Annotated in this window: 15 protein-coding genes; 5 read left to right on the plus strand and 10 right to left on the minus strand. The window is 59.8% G+C overall.

The window, feature by feature from the left end; genetic code table 11:
- The first annotated feature begins 329 nt into the window (after positions 1–329).
- Complete coding sequence (locus GSQ80_RS10915) at positions 330–938, plus strand: PEP-CTERM sorting domain-containing protein (protein ID WP_158787674.1); 609 nt, start codon at positions 330–332, stop codon at positions 936–938.
- Here the strand turns inward: GSQ80_RS10915 and GSQ80_RS10920 are convergent.
- On the minus strand, positions 892–1,770 hold the full coding sequence (locus GSQ80_RS10920) for a class I SAM-dependent methyltransferase (protein ID WP_216850276.1): 879 nt from the start codon (positions 1,768–1,770) through the stop codon (positions 892–894). The genes GSQ80_RS10915 and GSQ80_RS10920 overlap by 47 nt on opposite strands.
- A 244-nt stretch (positions 1,771–2,014) precedes the next feature.
- Positions 2,015–2,443 carry an SRPBCC family protein gene (locus tag GSQ80_RS10925; RefSeq protein ID WP_158787675.1) on the minus strand — a complete coding sequence of 143 codons (429 nt, stop codon included), beginning with the start codon at positions 2,441–2,443 and terminating at the stop codon, positions 2,015–2,017.
- A gap of 720 nt (positions 2,444–3,163) precedes the next feature.
- On the opposite strand from GSQ80_RS10925, the gene gpmI reads away from it, so the two are divergent.
- Positions 3,164–4,777 (plus strand): 2,3-bisphosphoglycerate-independent phosphoglycerate mutase, encoded by a 1,614-nt coding sequence (gene gpmI / locus GSQ80_RS10930; RefSeq protein WP_158787676.1) that lies wholly within the window; start codon positions 3,164–3,166, stop codon positions 4,775–4,777.
- A 306-nt stretch (positions 4,778–5,083) separates the two neighbouring features.
- Here the strand turns inward: gpmI and recR are convergent, their stop codons facing one another.
- The 3 genes from recR to dnaX all read right to left on the minus strand — a co-directional run bounded on the left by recR (position 5,084) and on the right by dnaX (position 8,065).
- Positions 5,084–5,686 carry a recombination mediator RecR gene (recR, locus tag GSQ80_RS10935; RefSeq protein WP_158787677.1) on the minus strand — a complete coding sequence of 201 codons (603 nt, stop codon included), beginning with the start codon at positions 5,684–5,686 and terminating at the stop codon, positions 5,084–5,086.
- A 3-nt stretch (positions 5,687–5,689) separates the two neighbouring features.
- Entirely contained in the window at positions 5,690–6,007 is a 318-nt protein-coding gene (locus GSQ80_RS10940; protein WP_158787678.1) for a YbaB/EbfC family nucleoid-associated protein, read from the minus strand.
- A 75-nt stretch (positions 6,008–6,082) separates the two neighbouring features.
- A complete protein-coding gene (gene dnaX / locus GSQ80_RS10945) occupies positions 6,083–8,065 on the minus strand; it encodes a DNA polymerase III subunit gamma/tau (RefSeq protein ID WP_158787679.1) in 1,983 nt (660 codons plus the stop codon).
- A gap of 188 nt (positions 8,066–8,253) precedes the next feature.
- Between dnaX and GSQ80_RS10950 the strand changes: the two genes are divergently transcribed.
- The gene (locus GSQ80_RS10950) at positions 8,254–8,403 is read left to right on the plus strand and encodes a hypothetical protein (RefSeq protein ID WP_158787680.1); all 150 of its coding nucleotides are present in this window, start codon (positions 8,254–8,256) and stop codon (positions 8,401–8,403) included.
- A gap of 121 nt (positions 8,404–8,524) precedes the next feature.
- A complete protein-coding gene (locus tag GSQ80_RS23650) occupies positions 8,525–8,659 on the plus strand; it encodes a hypothetical protein (protein ID WP_256369891.1) in 135 nt (44 codons plus the stop codon).
- 78 nt (positions 8,660–8,737) lie between these two features.
- On the opposite strand, the gene GSQ80_RS10955 is transcribed toward GSQ80_RS23650, so the two are convergent.
- Positions 8,738–8,932: a hypothetical protein gene (locus GSQ80_RS10955; protein ID WP_158787681.1), complete on the minus strand. Its 195-nt coding sequence runs from the start codon at positions 8,930–8,932 to the stop codon at positions 8,738–8,740.
- A 117-nt stretch (positions 8,933–9,049) separates the two neighbouring features.
- Positions 9,050–9,529, minus strand: coding sequence for an SET domain-containing protein (locus GSQ80_RS10960; protein ID WP_158787682.1), 480 nt, complete (start codon positions 9,527–9,529; stop codon positions 9,050–9,052).
- Positions 9,530–9,611: 82 nt separating this feature from the next.
- On the opposite strand from GSQ80_RS10960, the gene GSQ80_RS10965 reads away from it, so the two are divergent.
- The gene (locus GSQ80_RS10965) at positions 9,612–10,523 is read left to right on the plus strand and encodes a tetratricopeptide repeat protein (protein WP_158787683.1); all 912 of its coding nucleotides are present in this window, start codon (positions 9,612–9,614) and stop codon (positions 10,521–10,523) included.
- Positions 10,524–10,555: 32 nt separating this feature from the next.
- On the opposite strand, the gene GSQ80_RS10970 is transcribed toward GSQ80_RS10965, so the two are convergent.
- The 3 genes from GSQ80_RS10970 to GSQ80_RS10980 are packed head-to-tail and all read right to left on the minus strand — an operon-like array spanning position 10,556 to position 13,835.
- Complete coding sequence (locus GSQ80_RS10970) at positions 10,556–11,131, minus strand: hypothetical protein (protein WP_216850278.1); 576 nt, start codon at positions 11,129–11,131, stop codon at positions 10,556–10,558.
- Between the two features lie 57 nt (positions 11,132–11,188).
- Positions 11,189–11,659, minus strand: coding sequence for a cytochrome c-type biogenesis protein CcmH (locus GSQ80_RS10975; RefSeq protein ID WP_158787684.1), 471 nt, complete (start codon positions 11,657–11,659; stop codon positions 11,189–11,191).
- Complete coding sequence (locus tag GSQ80_RS10980) at positions 11,652–13,835, minus strand: heme lyase CcmF/NrfE family subunit (protein ID WP_254059581.1); 2,184 nt, start codon at positions 13,833–13,835, stop codon at positions 11,652–11,654. The genes GSQ80_RS10975 and GSQ80_RS10980 overlap by 8 nt, the downstream gene beginning before the upstream one ends.
- Between the last annotated feature and the right edge of the window lie 65 nt (positions 13,836–13,900).

The following is a 13,900-nucleotide window of genomic DNA, read 5'->3' on the forward strand; positions in this document are numbered from 1 at the left end:
GAGATCTCGTAGTCGTAGCCTCTGCCACCGTCCACAGTCGATCGGAGGACGCAGTCTCGATTGGCATGCTTGAAGAGTAAGGGAGCAGCCAAGCCATTGAAATAGACGTCGCTACACAGAAAGGGAGTGTGGTTCCACACATAAGCTGACCAGGCGCAACTTCCTGAAAGTCGCGTCTGCTTCATCAGATCTCTTACGGTGTAGTCGAGTGGTAGGCGGTAACCCCTGCCTCAACGCTTAAGTAACACGCACGTCTTTTAACATGATGAGCTCCCAGCGTCGGCTATAAATCAGCAAGTAGAGTAGTCAATCCACCCCGGAGTATCATCTTGCGAATTGCTCGCGTTGTATTAGGTAGCCTTCTCCTGTCCTCTCTCGCTTTCGCGGCCCACGCTGAGCCCATCACTTTCACCGAAACCCTCACCGGCAGCAGCTATTATGGTCCGTCAGCCGGCGTCACCGAACCCATCACCATCACCGGCTATGGCGACACCAGCAACGTCGTCTACTCCAGCGCCGAGGACGAATACACCCTCCTTCTCTCCTCCGCCACCGTCCAGATGGGATCGGGCCCCGTCGAGACATTTACCGGCGGCGTGGAAGCGTTCGAAGCCGACGGTTTTATCGCAGGCTTCGAGCAATTGAGCCCACTTGACGTCAACATCGCCGCCGTCGACGGCTTCGATGATCCCTTCACCAACTATGCCCTCAATTCTTCAATCAGCGTAACCGACGGCACCCAGGTTCCCGCCTCCTACACCCTCTTCAACACCACCGGCGGCAGCTTCGATTTCGCCACCTTCAGCACCACCGCCACCTTCAGCTCAACCGTTCCGCCCGCGGTTCCGGAGCCATCCTCCCTCGTTCTTCTAGCCACCGGTATGCTCGGCATCACCGAAGGCATGCGTCGCAAGTTGCGAAATTCCAGGGCATTCTGAACTCGGACCATAACCTGTGCCGTCGACTCACCCGCAACCAGATATCGTTACCTATCGTCTTGAACCCTACCAACAACAAGCCGTAGCGATCCCTCAAAAAGGGGAGGTTGCGAAGCGCGCCGTGCTTTTGGTCCCAAACACCCGCTCTAAGATCAGCATCTAGCTTGTGAGCGAAGCGAGCTTCAGCCGCTGCATCTACAAAGCTCCACGCGGAGTTCGCGCGTCTCGCTCCAGGGTCGAGAAGGCATTCCGGACGGCCGTAATAAGCTTCGCTGAAGCCGTCTGTGCAGTTCAACGGAATAGGCACGGGCAGTATGGATACGTTTGAGCCCAGGGCGCTACTAATCCTGCCCACGGAGGGATATCGCCTCACTTCTACGTCGATCATTTCCGGCGCATACTCAAACAGCCAGGTATCACGCAGCACGGCAGGATCGCAGGTAAGAATGGGCACCGGCCCTTTCGTGACTCGCCGCATCTCTGCAAGACCACCTTCCAGGTCGGACCACTGATGGACCGAGAACGTGGCCATGCTGGCGTCGAAGAAGTCACTCTCAAAAGGCAAAGCCTCTGCCCTTGCATCAATCGCTTTGCTAAGATAGGCGGCCCGCTGCTCTCGCATGGAAGCTGACGGCTCGACTGCGGTCACGTGACGATGCAGAGGTTCATACGACCCTGTACCAGCGCCGACATTGAGCACTGTGTCCACGTCACCAAAAGCCTTCTCGATGAAGGAGGCGATGGCAGGGTCCGGCTTACGGTACGCCGTATACCCCTGCCCAATCCGTCCGTAATTTGCATCTCCAGCGCTTCCATCGTCGTGTCTATTCACAAGCAGCGTCCTCACAATGAGTCTCGCTATCATTCTATGAACCTGATGGGTCTTGGTAAACGCGCTTCTCGTCAGTTGTGATTTCGATGAGTGCGAAATCGCCAATGCACTCATCGACATAGGTAAAGCGGTCAGGCGAACCTCCCGAGAAGTCGGGTTCCCAGCAACTTCGAGCGTAGTTCCGAAGACGCCGTTTTGCGGGAACTGGGTGATTCCTCATGACTGGCAAGCTTCCGGGTACGAATCAACCGGCCGATGAGTGTTCGGCCTTCTCTTTCAGACTGCGAGCTTCAATGGACACAAGTTTACGGATCTTGCTGGAAAAGAGCGTGGAAGCGGCAGCAGCCAGCAGACCTTGAGAGAAGAAGGAAAGCTCAACGTTGGTCGATCCATCGTTCACACGTATGGTGTGGCTGGCGAGTAGTTTCCCTCCCGGTATCTTTTGGGCCCAGGTGAAGCCCTCGTTCGGAACACAAGCCGTGACTTCGTAAATCGCTGGCTGAACCCCGGGCTGAGATACGCGATAACGACCACCGACTTGAAGGTTCTGCCCGTTGAGGGGAGTAATATCCAGGACGGTTGGTGTCCAGTCTTTCCAATGAGAGACGTCTGCAAGGATCTGCCAAATGGCTTCCGGCTTCGCTGCTGTTGAGAATGTCTCGACGACGTGCATGTTGTACCCTCCCACTCCAAGTATCGTCCACTACTCAGGTGAACAGGAAGGTGAGGATAATCGCTGTGTGTTGGATCATCATGGTTGCTTGCCGCAGTTCCTTGAAAGCCACGTTACCGGCAACTACGTGGGTCACGGATAGCCGGACGGGACGTGATTTCCGAAAACCCCGTTTTGCGGGAACGTTGGACTCTTAGCCAGGGACCTCGATTGTCGAAGGCCGCCTATCAAATCGCTAGTGCCCATTGGAAAGCATGGCAACGCAACTCAGCAGGAACAACCCGACACTACCGACCACAAGGAGCGTCCGCGCTTTCGCGGAAACTACCGCGAACAGTAGCGCTAGAAGCGAAAAGCCGAGAGCTGCAGTCATGGCGTAGAAGTTACGTGCATCCGAATACCCACCCTGCCCGTCCGAAATGAGAGGAAACGGATGAGTCCAAGCCAAAATGACCGCTGTTGACGCTACCGTAATAGCGACTAGTGCGAGCCGGAAACACCACACTCTGACATTAGATAGCACAGTGCCTCCCACTCTCGCAGTCTAGGCCATTTCAAGGGTCCAGTTCGACCCGTCCCCTGAAGCTCCTTCATGTGATTCTCACTTCTGGCGCAACTAGGTCCTCGAAAGTCGGGTTTTCGGCAACTTCGAGAACACAGCGCGCACCCGCTGTGTTCTCAAACACATCCATCCAACCCCAACCAGATAAACTAGCCATCATGAGAACCACACCACCGGTCATCCTCACCATTCTCGACGGCTGGGGCTACCGCGCCGAAACTCACGGCAACGCCATCGCCCTCGCCCACAAGCCCACCTACGACCGGCTCCTCCGCGAGTACCCCAACACCCTCATCCAGGCCAGCAACCACTTCGTCGGCCTCCCCGACGGCCAGATGGGCAACAGCGAAGTCGGCCACCTCAACCTCGGTGCCGGCCGCATCGTCCGCATGGACATCACCCGCATCGACCACGCCATCGACACCGGCGAATTCTTCTTAGACCCAACCCTCCTCAAGGCCATCCACGTAGCCAACAGCAACAAGGCCCTCCACCTCATCGGCCTCGTATCCGACGGCGGCGTCCACTCCCAGCAGCGCCACCTCTACGCGCTCCTCCGCCTAGCCGCGCAGAACAATGTGGCCCGCGTCTACGTCCACGCCTTCCTCGACGGCCGCGACACCATGCCCACCAGCGGCGCCGGCTACATCGAAGAGCTCCAGCAAAAATTCAAGGAGTACGGCGTCGGCCAGCTAGCCTCCGTCTCCGGCCGCTACTTCGCCATGGACCGCGACTACCGCTGGGAGAAGGAGCACAAAGCCTTCCGCGCCATAGTCACTGGCGACCCAGAAGCAGGGAAGCATCGCGACCCTCACGCCCGCATTCTCGAAAGCTACAACAACGGCATCACCGACGAATTCGTCGAGCCCTTCGTCTGCGTAGACGCCAGCAACAATCCCATCGGCCTCATCGCCGAGGGCGACGCCGTCATCTGTTTCAACTACCGCGCCGACCGCGTCCGCCAGATCACCCGCGTCCTCACCCGCAACAGCGGCCTCACCCCCGACGCCGGCATCAACCTCCCGAAAGCAGCAGAGCTAAACGACGAGATCCCCCTCCACACCGTCCCCGCCGATCTGCACTACGTGATGATGACCCAGTACGACCCCAAGTTCACCCTCCCCATGGTCATCCCGCCCGAGAGCATGGACAATCTGCTCGCGAACGTCATGGCCGTAGCCGACCTTCGCAACCTCCGCATAGCCGAGACGGAGAAGTACGCCCACGTCACCTACTTCTTCAACGGCGGCATCGAGAAGTCGTTTCCGGGCGAAGAACGCGAGCTAGTCCAATCCAAAAAAGTAGCCACCTACGACCTGGCCCCCGAGATGTCCGCCGAAGGCATCGCTGACGTAGTCATCCGCTCCATCACCGACACCGCCTTCGACGTCATCATCGTCAACTTCGCCAACGCCGACATGGTAGGCCACTCCGGCAAAATCGAACCCACCGTCAAAGCAGTAGAAACGGTAGACGCCCAGCTAGGCCGAATCTACCAGGCAGTAAAACAGCACAACGCCAACTGGATCATCACCGCCGACCACGGCAATGCCGAGCTCTTAATCGACCCCCTCACCGGAGGTCCCCACACCGCCCACACCACCAACCCTGTCCCTTTCCTCCTAGTCACCGACCAGGGCAAAAAGATCGGCGTCCGCGAAGGAGGCTCCCTCCGCGACATCTCCCCCACCATCCTCAGCCTCCTCAACCTCGAGCTCCCCATCCAAATGACCGGCGGCGACCTCCGCCTCTCCCTCCCAAAGCAGCCCTGATCTCAGGTGGGCGTCCGGGACTTGGGATAGGTCCGGGCTTTAGCCCGGACATTCACGGCCCGCTACAATCCGGGCTTTAGCCCCTGGGACTCTCTCCAATATTGCAGAAGAGGGGTGCCCCCATCCGTACGCGCACTTGTGGACGGTTGGGTGGCGATGATCTTCGCCTCCGGACCGATAAACGAATGGCCTGCGTCATTTGACCCACCTATCTAGCGGATAGATCGAAAACAACGCAAACGAGCGTCCCGAAACAGGGCTATGCTGCAGCCGCGTAACCCGAAACAGGGCTAAAACGCATCGAAATCACACATCCCGCCGGCCCTCGAGGGCGCGGGTCATGGTCACTTCATCGGCATATTCGATATCACTTCCTGCCGGAACCCCTGTCGCGATCCTGCTGATTCGCAAGGAGTTATACATGCGGTGAACTTCATCGGCGAGATAGCGCGCCGTGGCTTCACCCTCAACTGTTGGGGAAGTAGCCAAAATCACCTCTTCCGCCCCCTCTAAACGCGGCCAAAGGTTAGCTAACCTCAACTGTTCCGGACCGATACCGTTCACTGGTGAAATCGTTCCATGGAGTACATGGTACAAACCATTGAAACTACTAGTCTTCTCGATAGCGTTGATGTTGGTGGGCTCTTCCACGATGCACAAAACGTGCGCATTTCGTACCGGGTTCGAGCAGTAGATGCAGGGGTCTATGTCAGTGATATTGTTGCAGTTAGAGCATAAACGGAGCTGTTCGCGTAAGCGCAGGATTGCCGCCGAGAGCGCCGCCGCATCCCCCTGCGAAGCCCTAAGTATATGAAACGCAAAGCGTTGCGCCGACTTAGTCCCCACCCCGGGAAGCTTCCGAAGCTCGTCAATGAGCCGCTCCATTGGCTCCGCAAAACGCGTCGCCATAGGCTAAAATCCAGGGAGGCCGAGGCCTCCTAACATGCTGGCAGCGTTGGACTTGCTGGCCTCATCGGCCTTGCGTCCAGCGCTGTTTACGGCAGCTACAATGAGGTCTTCGAGCAGGGTAATGTCGCCAGCGGCCGCAGCAGCTGCAGATGGTGCAATGGTTATACTTAGCAGCTCCTTCTTGCCGTTCATCCGAGCCTTCACCGCGCCCCCGCCAGCGTCGGCTTCGATGACCGTCTCTGACAGGCGTAAGTCCATTGCCTGCTGCATTTCCTGCGCCTGAGCCAGCATCTCCTGCATCTTGTTCATGTCCAAATCCATAAAATCTCCGTTGCTTTTACGACATACTTAGCCCGGTTTCGGGTTACGCAGAGGCCTACACAGCCTGGTTTCGGGTCACTCTTTTTCCCGCAGGTCGATCACATTACTAATCTCAGCCGAAAACAGCCGCCGAGCCTCCTGCACCATCGGATGTTTTTCCGCCATCTCCGCCACCGACCCATTAGCGGCCACGCGAGGCTTCTTCGGCCAAGCATTGGCCACTGGAGCTCCGTGTATCAGCTTCAATGTCAGTGCGCTTGCTTGATCGCGAAGGACGGTCTTCATCGTCCGCTCGGCGTCGGCGTTGAGGACGACCGGGAGCATGGTCTTGGAGAGGGTGGTATGGATCTCGAGCGTGGTGCCGTTGAGCTTGAGGGTCGATTCCTCGATCTGCTCTGAGGCTGACTGCTGGCCTTTGACTGCTGCGAGCGCGGAGACCAAGGCCGATTGGAGGAGTTCAAGATCTAAGTCCGAGGGGGCCGAATCTGTCGCGGCTGCTGCGATTGACGGTACGAGTTGCGGTCCGCTCGGTGCTTCGGGAACGGGAGCCGGAGCGAGGGCCATGGAGCCGGCGGTCGGTGTGGGCTCGGGGCGCGTTGATTCTGCCTGCGGAGCGATGCTGGCGGTGGGGACTTTGCGGGAGCGGTCGGTCTCGAAGGGCGAGGGGGGTGGGGTGGGACGAGGAGTGGCTGCGGTGGCTGGGGCAGTGGTAGCCGTTGCCACCTTAGGCGCCGATGAAGCCGTCGCCGAAGATGGGGCACCCAATGTTTTCGAAGCACCCAATGTGTTGGCCGAAGCTGCGGTGAGCGTGGTGTTGGGGCGCGTGGCTGGCTTGGCGCCTATCTGGCTTAGGAGGTCTTCGATCGGGATTAGGCGCTGGACGTGGACCAGCTTGAGTAGGCCTAGCTCCAGGTGGAAGCGTTGCTCCTGGCGGTAGCCCAGCTCGTCGAAGGTGCGGAGCATGATGGCGAGGAAGCGCGAGAGGTCTTCTTCGGTGAAGAGTGCGGCGGAGCGGGCAGCGCGGTTGCGCTCCTCGGGAGATATTTGGAGGAGGTCTGCGGCTATGCCGGTTGCGTCGGCATCAGGAGACAGGCCGGTGACCTTGGCGACGATGGTGTTGCGAAGGTAGCGGACGAATTGGCGCGCGAGCTGCGGCGCTCCATTGCCGGCGTCGAGCAGGCGGCCGACTACGGAGAGGACGTCGGCAGAGTTGTTGGCGTGGACGGCCTGGAGGATCTGTTCGTAGACGATGTTCGAGACCGAGCCCATGAGCTCGCGGACTTGCGAGATTTCGAGATGAGGGCGGCCGTCGACCAGAGGAGCAGAGGCGATGGCCTGATCCATGATGGAGAGGGCATCGCGCATGGAGCCGTCACCGGCTTCGGCGAGCAGCGTAAGGGTGGCATCGTCGACGTCCAGCTCTTCCTTGGTGGCGATCGTGCGGAGCTGGCCGACGATGTCGTCAAGCTTGACGGCGTGAAAGCTGAAGTGCTGGCAGCGCGAGCGGATGGTCTGTGGAATGTCTTCAGGCTGCGTGGTCGCGAACATGAAGATGGCCCAGTCGGGCGGCTCTTCGAGGGTCTTGAGCAGGGCATTCCAGGCGGCGTCGGTGATCTGGTGCGCCTCGTCGAGGATGATGATCTTGTACTTGCTCTTGTTGGTGGGGCGAGTCTGAATCTTCGAGGTGAGAAGGCGGGCGTCGTCGATGCCGCGGTTGGTGGCGGCGTCAATCTCTTCAACATCGAAGGAGGATGACTCTTCGAAGATTGAGTTTTCCTGGCGGGAGGCCGAGGAGATCTCGCGGCAGTTCACGCAGATGCGGCAGGGCTCTTCTGTGGGACGTTCAGGGGAGCCGACGGGGGTGCTGCAGTTGAGTGCAGCGGCGAGGATGCGCGCGATGGTGGTCTTGCCGATGCCGCGATGGCCGGAGAAAATGTAGCCGTGGGCGATACGATTTTGCGCGAGCGCGTTGAGTAGCGTGCGGGTGACATGGTCCTGTCCGATGACATCGGAGAAGAGCTGGGGGCGATACTTGCGGGCTAAGACTTGATAGGCCATCGGCGAGGTATGTTGACGAAATTGATTGTAGCGCCCGAGGGTGTGGAGCGGTTTGCAGAGATGTTTGTCGGCGGCGTTCGAGGGGTTGCCTTGCCGATCTTATTTTTTGTGATCTGTCTTGCACACACATAAATAATTGAGCAGCGTGGCACCACAACCTGACACACCCATTGGGCATCCGAGTAGTTATGAAGAAACTTAGTCTTGGATTTCTCGCTCTGATGTTCCTCGCTCCGCTGGTACCTGCGGCGAGCGCCCAGGTTGTCGTTGCCGTTGGTCATCCGTATCACCACCATCATCATTGCTGGTACAGCCATCACCATCGTCATTGCAACTAGTTGGGCTGCTCCGGCTGTGTAATTCTGACCCAATTCAAGGCGACTTGAGTTGGGTTGATTGTTGAATCAGGATGGTTGATTTTGCATTTGTTAAGACTCACAGAAGGAGAGGTCTGATCTCATGAAGAAGCTTGCGCTTGGAGTTCTTGCTCTTTCGTTCCTCGCAACGATGGTTCCGTCAGCGAGCGCGCAGTATGACCACCACCATCATCACCATCACTGCTGGTACAGCCACCATCATCGTCATTGCAACTAATCGGTGATTGCCGGGTTAGAACTTCTAGATCGAACCAGTGACGATTCGTTTGATACCTGATCTGGTACAAGCGGAGAATTACGATTCGGTTTGCACAATAGTAGGAAGAAAGAAGGGTATCCTGCCATTATGAAGAAGCTCGCGCTTGGAATTTTCGGTTTCGTTTGCCTGGTATCGCCCCTCGTTCCTGTAGCGAGTGCGCAGGCTGTGGTCGTGGTCGGACATCCGCACCACTATCATCACCACCGGGTCTGCACGTACCATCACGGTCATCGTCACTGCTACTACCGCTAGGCTGTTGCGGTAGTGCGAGACTCTAACGTTATGCGAACGACCCAACGCGAGGGGACTCGGGTTGGGTCGTTTGCTTTTTCGCACAAAGCTGCTGGCTTATAGTGAGGCTCGAGCCAGCTTGCGAGCTTTTCTGCGCGCCTGGCGTTTGACTTCTTCTTCAGAGAACATGGTGCCGCGGCACTGGGGGGCGCCGCAGTAGCAGTCGGCGTTGTCCTCGTCGGAGTCGTAGAGGTTGTACTCGTAGACGAGTTCCTCGTTGGCGGCGATGTCGCGAATGGCGCGGATGTAGACGCGGCCGCCCGACTCTTCGGTCTGGCAGTTGGGGGCGCAGGAGTGGTTGAGGAACATGGCGGTGCCAAAGCCGTCGATGACGTCGCCTTTGTCGCCGAAGCCGAAGAGGTAGGTGACCGGGCGGTCGGCGTAGCGCTCGTCGGCGAGGTCTTTGGAGATGCGTGCGCCACCGTACTCGAGAACGCGGCGGCCGCGTGGGATGGGGTCGAGGGTGTAGCAGCCGGCAGCGTGGATGGACGAGGAACGGATGAGCAGGCGGGGAGTGGTGGCGGAGCGAGGCGGCATGGGGTGGAGTATAGCAAGAAGGGCAGGGGATAAAGGATAGAGGTAGTGGTTAGGGGAGATGGGGCTATCGCGGCGGGGCTGGGTGTCGTCTAATAGGGGTATGGAGTGGATGCGCGGGTTGAGGAAATTGGGGTTGGTGAGCGTCGGCGTTGGCGTGATGCTGGCGGCGCAGGGATTGCACGCGCAGCAGCAGGGTGGATGCACGTTTACGGACGAGAGTGGGAAGACAGTGTTCTGGCCGAACTGCCAGGATCCAGCGGATAAGAAGGCTCCGACAACGCCTGCGAATGGGCAGACACAGACGCAGGCTCCGGGACAGACTCCGGCTGCAGGCGATGCGAACCCGGCGAAGAGTTTCCCGTTCCCGGGTGATAGCTCGGCGGCGCCGGGGAATGCGCCGACGGCTCCGGGCACGCAGCAGGGTGGGACTGGGAGTTCGAGTACGGGAAGTCCGGCTGCGGGGACGCCGGGAGGTGGGGCGGCCTCGAAGTTTCCGTTTCCGGGAGAGGATTCTGCGGGGGCTCCGGGGAGTGGGCCGTTGAAGGATTCGGGGAGTTCGGGGAATAGCTCCAGCAGCAGTTCGGGTTCGAGCAGCAGTGGTCCGCCTGAGCGTGATCCGACGGCGGGGCCGTTAGGGGATGATGCCGATACGGATCCGGCAGCAAAGGCTGCGGAGGCTCGGCGAGCGGCGCGGGCGAAGAAGGGGATTGATTTTCATCAGACGACGGATCAGCGCGAGGCTGAGGACCTGAGGGTGGCGTCGTTCTATCGCGATGATGGCAACTTCCGAGGAATGTACGAGCGCGCGACAGATGCAGTTGCGCTGGCGGACGATGATGCCGAGGCTCATTTGGCGCTGGCAGACGCGGCTCGGCGGCTGGGGAAGCTGGATGAGGCGATGATGCACTACAAGAAGTGCCTCACGCTGGATCCGGTGCCGAAGACGAAGAAGGCTGCGGAGAAGGCGCTCAAGGAGATGACTTCGGGCGGCTGAGGTTGCGCTTGCTCAGCTGAGATTCGGCCGGCTTATTTGAAGGGGCGGTTTAGGAAGGCCGGGATTCCTGTGGGGAGTGGGCGGGGGAGCGGCTTGGTACGGCCGTGCTTTGCCGGTGCGGGTGGAGCGGGTGGTTTCGGGGCCCTGGTGCGGCGAGGCTTGGGGGCGATTGGGGCTTCGTCGTCGGCGGTGGCGGCGGCGAGGTCGTCGGTGAGGTCTTCTTCTACGTTGAGATATTTGCGTAGGTAGCGGAGCGGCTCTTCGGCCAGCGCCATCTCGCGCAGATGATACTTCCAGGCGTCGCGGCGGGCCGAACGGCGCATGAAGCCCTTGCGCTGGACGGTCTTGAGGGAGCCGTCGGGCATGGGGCGCTGGAAACTTTGGGAGGGAACGCTGAAGGTGATCTCTTCGCCGGCCTTCCAGAAGGCGTTGGCGAACTCATGGGAGAAAAGGAGCGCGTAGTAGCGGCGCTGCTGGTCGAGCAACTTCAGGGCAGCCTCGGCGCTGATCCAGGGGATGCCCAGGCGGCTGGTGTACCAGCGGCGGAACTCGAAGCCGTTGCCGCGCGCACGGCCTACAACGATCGTGAGTAGTTCGAGGCGGGTCATACAGCAAGAGTGTAGAGGATAGAGGGTAGAGTGTAGGGGAAAAGTTACTCGGCGCCTCTATTCGCCATAGTTGGTTTCGTCGCGGATGCGGTTGCGGAGGGCGTCGGCGTCCGGGGTTGCGGGCAAGGCGACGGGCGTGAGGCGGTCGTGGCGCTTTTTCCAGAGACGCAGCAGCAACAGGATCAGGATGATGCCGAACAGAAGGAAGGCGAATGGGCCGATCCAGGCTACCGTGTCGAAGCCGCCGCGCACGGGTTCGGCGAGGGCTATCGGGCCGTACTTGACGGTGAAGAACTTGAAGACCTGCGCGTCGGTGCCGCCGGCGTCGAGTTGGGCGTGCAGGTCGGCGATCTCGCCGGTGGAGTTGGGGCAGCCTACGTGGTTGCACTCGAGCAGGATCTGGCTGCAGCCGCAGGTGCACATGAGGTCGTGGCCTAGGCGGCCGAAGCGTGCCGAGGGAGAGCTTGCGCCGAGCATGGTGAAGGCTACGAAGACGATGAGAACAAGTTGCAGGGCGCGCTTATACATGGGGAGCTCCAGGGCTGGCTGGCGCCGACGATCCCGAGCGGAATACAGGGGTCTCTCCACTGCGCTGCGCTCCGGTCGAGATGACGGATCCTAAGGGTGGTGCGGCCGGAGAGAGAAAGTTTGCGGGGACTTCTACGCGGCGCGTGGAGGGTTTGAGCGGAGGAACCAGCGCGATGAAGGTGCCGAAGATCACGATGACGACGCCTACCCAGATCCAGTTGACCAGCGGATTGATGAAGAACTTGATGATGGGCTTTTGGTTGTCGGGGTTGGTGCCTTCGAAGACTACGTAGAGGTCGTTCTCAAGGGACGAATGGATAGCGACGATGGTGGAGGGCTGGGCGTGGTCGGTGTTGACGAAGTACACGCGACGCTCGGGCGCGAGGCGCGTGATCAGCTTGCCGTTGTGATAGACGTCGAGCAGCGCAAACTGCGAATCGTAGTTCGCGTTGGAGTCTTCGGAGTAGCTCTGGCATACGACTTTGTAGCCGCCCACGTTCATGGAGTCGCCAAAGCTCATCTCGGCTTCGCGGGACTGGTTGAAGGCGGAGCCGGCCAGGCCGATGAACATGACGACCACGCCGAAGTGAATCAGGTAGCCGCCGTAGCGGCGGGTGTTGCGGCGGGTAAGAAGGATGGTGGATTCGAACAGGTTCTTGCCGGTCTGGGTGTGGACGACGTTGGCGCCGCGGAGAAACTCCGCAGCGATCGCAGTGATGACGCCGACGCCGAGCGCGATGCAGACCAGCGCATAGATGCTGGAGCCGACATCGCCGGCTGCCTGGGTATCCGCAGACCAGGGACGTACGCCTGCGATGATCAGCACGAGCGTCGTGACAATGATCGCGATGCAGGGAAGCACGAAGTTGCGGCGGATAGCGCGCAGCGAGGTGGAGCGCCAGGCGAGCAGCGGACCGACGCCGGTGAGGAAGAGAAGGAAAATGCCGATGGGCACGGCGACGCGGTTGTAGAAGGGCGCGCCCATGGTGACCTTCGAACCCTGAACGAACTCGGAGAGCACGGGGAAGAGTGTTCCCCACAGAACGGTGAAGCAGGCGGCGAGCAGGACGAGGTTGTTGAAGAGGAACGAGCTCTCGCGCGAGACGAGGGACTCGAGGTGATTCTCGTTCTTCAGGTGATCCCGGTTGTACAGATAGGTGAAGAGGCAGACGCCGAGCACGAGCACGAGGAACCAGACAAACCAGGTACCGATATCGCTCTCCGCAAAGGCGTGCACGGAGGCGACCAGACCGGAGCGGGTAAGCAAGGTTCCGAGGATGGTGAGGATGAAGGTGGTGAAGATGAGCCAGACGTTCCAGCCCTTCATCATGCCGCGTTTCTCCTGCATCATGACCGAGTGAAGGAAGGCCGTGCCGGTAAGCCAGGGCATGAGCGAGGCGTTCTCGACCGGGTCCCAACCCCAGTAGCCGCCCCAGCCGAGCACGGCATAGGCCCAGTGCATGCCGAGGATGATGCCGCAGGTGAGGAATAGCCACGCAACCATGGTCCAGCGGCGGGTGATGGCGATCCACTTCTCACCCGGGTAGCGCATCATCAGGGCACCTAGAGCAAATGCAAATGGAACCGAGAAGCCTACGTAGCCGAGGTACAGCATCGGCGGATGGATCATCATCTCCGCATACTGAAGCAGCGGATTGAGACCGAAGCCATCCGCGGGGCCAATGCCTCCGGGAACGATGGCGAAGGGCAGAGCGACGAAGTTGATCAGCAGCAGGAAAAAGATCTGCACGCCGGCGAGGATGGTGGAGGCGTAGGCGTGGAGCGTGATGTCGCTCTTGTGGCGGATGCGAAGGACGAAGCCGTAGCCGGCGAGCAGCCATGCCCAAAGTAGCAGCGAGCCTTCCTGCCCGGCCCAGATGGAGGAAAACTTCCAGTACCAGGGGAGTGCGATGCTGCTGTGGTGGAGGACGTAGTCGACTGAAAAGTCGTTCGTGGCAAAGGCCCAGATCAGGGCGAAGGCGGCGGCGGTTACGGCGATGAAGCTGGCGATGCCGGCGCGGCGGGCGGTCTCACGGATGCGTTCCGGAGCGACGGCCAGGGCTCGTCCGTGAGCGATGGCCCAGAGCGAGAGCGTTCCGGCAAGAAGGGTATACACCGCTAGCCCGAGTGCCAGGAGGAGGGAGACGCTGCCAAAGAATGGCATGGGATGGGGCATGTTTGTGCACTTCCTTCAATAACTATTCTCTCAGAACTTCCCGCAGAGATGGGCCACGCGCGTAG

This window comes from Granulicella sp. L46 (assembly GCF_009765785.1).
In the GTDB taxonomy this organism is placed as follows: domain Bacteria; phylum Acidobacteriota; class Terriglobia; order Terriglobales; family Acidobacteriaceae; genus Granulicella.

Excerpts from the sequence above, each read along its gene's own strand:
- GSQ80_RS10925 (WP_158787675.1), bottom strand. The coding sequence starts at position 2,443 with ATGCACGTCGTCGAGACATTCTCAACAGCAGCGAAGCCGGAAGCCATT.
- gpmI (WP_158787676.1), top strand. The coding sequence starts at position 3,164 with ATGAGAACCACACCACCGGTCATCCTCACCATTCTCGACGGCTGGGGC.
- recR (WP_158787677.1), bottom strand. The coding sequence starts at position 5,686 with ATGGCGACGCGTTTTGCGGAGCCAATGGAGCGGCTCATTGACGAGCTT.
- GSQ80_RS10940 (WP_158787678.1), bottom strand. The coding sequence starts at position 6,007 with ATGGATTTGGACATGAACAAGATGCAGGAGATGCTGGCTCAGGCGCAG.
- dnaX (WP_158787679.1), bottom strand. The coding sequence starts at position 8,065 with ATGGCCTATCAAGTCTTAGCCCGCAAGTATCGCCCCCAGCTCTTCTCC.
- GSQ80_RS10950 (WP_158787680.1), top strand. The coding sequence starts at position 8,254 with ATGAAGAAACTTAGTCTTGGATTTCTCGCTCTGATGTTCCTCGCTCCG.
- GSQ80_RS23650 (WP_256369891.1), top strand. The coding sequence starts at position 8,525 with ATGAAGAAGCTTGCGCTTGGAGTTCTTGCTCTTTCGTTCCTCGCAACG.
- GSQ80_RS10955 (WP_158787681.1), bottom strand. The coding sequence starts at position 8,932 with ATGACCGTGATGGTACGTGCAGACCCGGTGGTGATGATAGTGGTGCGG.
- GSQ80_RS10960 (WP_158787682.1), bottom strand. The coding sequence starts at position 9,529 with ATGCCGCCTCGCTCCGCCACCACTCCCCGCCTGCTCATCCGTTCCTCG.
- GSQ80_RS10970 (WP_216850278.1), bottom strand. The coding sequence starts at position 11,131 with ATGACCCGCCTCGAACTACTCACGATCGTTGTAGGCCGTGCGCGCGGC.
- GSQ80_RS10975 (WP_158787684.1), bottom strand. The coding sequence starts at position 11,659 with ATGTATAAGCGCGCCCTGCAACTTGTTCTCATCGTCTTCGTAGCCTTC.
- GSQ80_RS10980 (WP_254059581.1), bottom strand. The coding sequence starts at position 13,835 with ATGCCCCATCCCATGCCATTCTTTGGCAGCGTCTCCCTCCTCCTGGCA.